At 70.1% G+C, this 3,195-nt stretch carries 3 protein-coding genes; all 3 read right to left on the bottom strand.

Translation table 11 applies throughout. The features are described 5' to 3' along the window. Positions 1 to 1,784: amidohydrolase family protein (locus N878_RS16170; protein WP_021444649.1), on the bottom strand; the 1,784-nt coding region annotated here is incomplete at its 3' end. After that, positions 1,781 to 2,521: a sulfite exporter TauE/SafE family protein gene (locus tag N878_RS16165; RefSeq protein WP_021444648.1), complete on the bottom strand. Its 741-nt coding sequence runs from the start codon at positions 2,519 to 2,521 to the stop codon at positions 1,781 to 1,783. The genes N878_RS16165 and N878_RS16170, both read right to left, overlap by 4 nt. Further along, the coding region (locus N878_RS16160; protein WP_021444647.1) for an SDR family NAD(P)-dependent oxidoreductase at positions 2,521 to 3,195 on the bottom strand (675 nt) is incomplete at its 5' end. The genes N878_RS16160 and N878_RS16165, both read right to left, overlap by 1 nt.

Here is a 3,195-nt window from a genome sequence, read left to right as displayed (position 1 = left end):
GCGGTGGTCGGCTGCAGGTCCGCCGCCGGCTGGCGGCGCGGCAGCACCTCGCGGCCCGGCAGGAAGCGCCCGTAATCCTGCGTCTTGCCCAGCTCCTCGGGGTATTCCAGGCCGCGGCGGTAGGCGATGCGGCCGTTGATCAGGGTGGCCTCCACCGCCGCGTCGTTGCGCTTGACCACCCGCGTCAGGCCGAGCACTTCCATCGGCGCCTCGGCGATGGCGTCCAGCTCCTCGGTGAGCCCCTCGGGGTTGACGATCACCAGGTCGGCGCGGTCGCCGACGCGGATATAGCCGGCGTCCACGCCGATAAAGTCGGCCAGCTCGCCGCTGCAGCGGCGCACCGCCTGGCCCAGTTCCATGAAGGGCGTGCCGGCCAGCTGCGCATCGCGCACGTACTTGAGAAAACGCAGCGGGAAGTTGTACTGGGCGATGGAGCGCAGGTGCGCGCCGGAATCGGCGAAGCCGGGGTGGGTCCAGGGGCTGGCCAGCAGCTGGCGCATGATCGGCTCGCGATCGTTGCCGTAGCAGGTGCCCCACTTCAGTGCTTCGCGGTACTGGCAGGCCAGCTCGAAGTAGGCGTCCACCGCGTCCAGGCCACGGCTCTCGCCGAGCTGCCTGAAGTTCTGGCCGACCAGGCTGGCATCCGGGCACTCGGTCACCCAGCAGTCGGAGAAGTCGCGGTGCCACAGGCCCTTGGTCAGCACCGCCTTGACCTGCTGCTTGAACAGGGCGCGGAATGCCGGTTCCTTGACCTTGGCGTAGAGCTCGTCCGGATCCTTGATATTGCGCAGGATCTCGCCGGCGCCGAACTCCTCGAAGGCGTTCACGTTGAGCCCTTCCAGGCGCAGGGTGAAGGGCGCGGGCAGGGTCTGCCAGCGGAAGTGGCCGCGCAGCACCTTGTTCGCCAGCCAGCCGGAGAGGCGGGTGAAGCGGTGCAGCAGCGGCTGCGACTTGAGGTCCAGCGCCGTGAGCATGGTGCACTTGAGCGGCTGTCTGAACCAGCCGTGGGCCTGCCAGAGGAAGGCGAACACATTGACCTTGGTCACCGCATTTGGCGCGCCCTGCAGCACCGCGCCGCGGCGGCGGAGGATGGCGAACAGGCGCGAGAACTCCTTCCAACTGGCGAAAGTCGAGGGCAGCGGGCTGGACCAGGCGCGCTCGCCGTCCATCTTGTCCAGGCGCGTGGTCATCACCGACAGGCCGATGCAGCCGGCGTCCAGCGCCTCTTCCAGCAACTGCTCCATGCGCTGCAGCTCGGCCTCGCTCGGCGCCACCTTGCTGGTGGCGCGCGTGAGGCCCATCACCGCCACGCGCAGCTCGGAGTGGCCGAGGAAGGAGCTGACGTTCGGGCCCAGTGCATGTTGGTCGTAGAAGGCGCGGTAGCCGGCGGCGTCGCGCCAGCTCTTCTTCTCCTTGAGGATCGGCAGCACGTATTCGCGCGGCACCGCCTCGACGCGGGTGAACAGGTCCGAGCAGTCCTCGGCGTCGGCCAGCACCATGCTGATCGAGCAGGAGCCGATGGTCACGCTGGTCACGCCGTGGCGCACCGACTCCTTGAGTGCCGGCGCCGCGATCACCTCGGCGTCGTAGTGCGAGTGGACTTCCAGAAAGCCCGGGGTGACCCACTTGCCGGCGGCGTCGATCACCTCGGCGCCGCGCTCATCCAGCGGGCTGAGGCTGAGGGTGTCGATGCGGCCGTGCTTGATGCCGATATGGCGCAGCGCGCCGGGGGCGCCGCTGCCGTCGAAGTACAGGCCGTTGTTGATGACGATGTCGAAACTCATGCGAGGCTCCAGGGGGCCAGCAGCAGAACGCCGGTGACCAGCAGCAGGCAGTAGATGGCGAGGCGGAAATGGCGCTCGTCGAAGCGCCGGTGCAGGCGTTCGCCCAGCCACAGGCCGAGCAGCAGCAGCGGGGCGTAGGCCAGCACCTGGGGCAGGGCCGGCTGCAGGCGGCCGTCGAGCAGGAAGGCGGCGGTCAGCAGGCTGTTGAGGCTGAACCAGACCGTCACCAGGGTGGCGCGAAAGCGTGCCTTGTCCAGCGCTGTGCCGGCCAGGCCGTAGACCAGCAGCGGCCCGCCGGAGGCGAACAGGCCGTGGCTGAGGCCGGCGCCGAGGGTAATAGCGCGGGTCAGCCAGGCCGGGCGCAGCGGTAGCGCCGCGGCATGGCGCAGGCGCCACAGCTCGCGCCCGGCGAACCACAGAATCAGCAGGCCGAAGCCGCGCTTGAGCAGCGCCGCGTCGAGATAGGGCAGCAGCAGGTAGCCCAGCGCTGTGCCGGCGAGCATGCCCGGCAGTATGGTGCCGAGCAGCAGCGGGCGGTGGATCTGCGCGCGGTGGCGCCACACCAGGTAGCCGGTCATGCCGATATTCAGCGGCACCAGCACCGGCAGCAGCTGGTCGATGGGCAGCAGCAATGCACCCAGCGACAGGGCGATCACTATGCTGCCGAAACCGGTGACCGCCTCCAGGGTGTAGGCCAGCAGGATAAAGGCGCCGAGGGCGTAGGGGGCGAAGGCCATCAACCCAGCTCCCCGGCGAAGCGCCGGCTCATCTGCCGGTAGTAGAGGGCCGGGGCGACGCGCCAGAGCAGGCTGGCCAGCCAGCTGCCGCGATCCGGAAACAGGCGCTCGCGGCGCCGTTCCAGGGCCTCGAGGATTTCCCCGGCCATCCAGTCGGCGCCGCGAATGCGGCCTACGGTCGAGCGCGCATGGCCGGCCGGCTGGCCGTCGCCGCCCAGGGCGTTGCGCTCGATGGGGGTGTCGAGAAAGCTCGGGTAGACCATCAGCAGGCCGATGCCGTCGCGGCCGATCTCCGCACGCAGCACCTCGAAGGCCTGGCCCAGGGCGCTTTTCGCCGCGCAGTAGCCGGCGCGGCCGAGCACCGGCATCCAACCGGCCATGGAGCCGATGGCGACGACCTGGCCGCGGCTCTGGCGCAGCAGCGGCAGGGCGGCGAGGGTCAGCTCCAGCGGCGCATGGTAGTCCACCGCCATGACCTTGCGCAGCACCGCCGGGGCGGTGCGCACGGTGGGCGAGCGGTGGGTGATGCCGGCGTTGTTGAGCAGCACGTCGAGGCGGCCGAAGTGCGTGCGGCAAGTCGCCAGCAGCTGCTGGTGCAGCGCCGGATCGGTGATGTCGCCGGCCACGCCGAGCACGCGCGCTTGGCCCAGTTCTCCGACGCGCGCGGCCAGGCC

The sequence above is a fragment of the Pseudomonas sp. EGD-AK9 genome (assembly GCF_000465935.2).
Taxonomy (GTDB): Bacteria; Pseudomonadota; Gammaproteobacteria; order Pseudomonadales; family Pseudomonadaceae; genus Aquipseudomonas.
The sequence above is the reverse complement of the archived record's forward strand: the minus strand, read 5'-3'. Positions and strand labels throughout refer to the sequence as shown.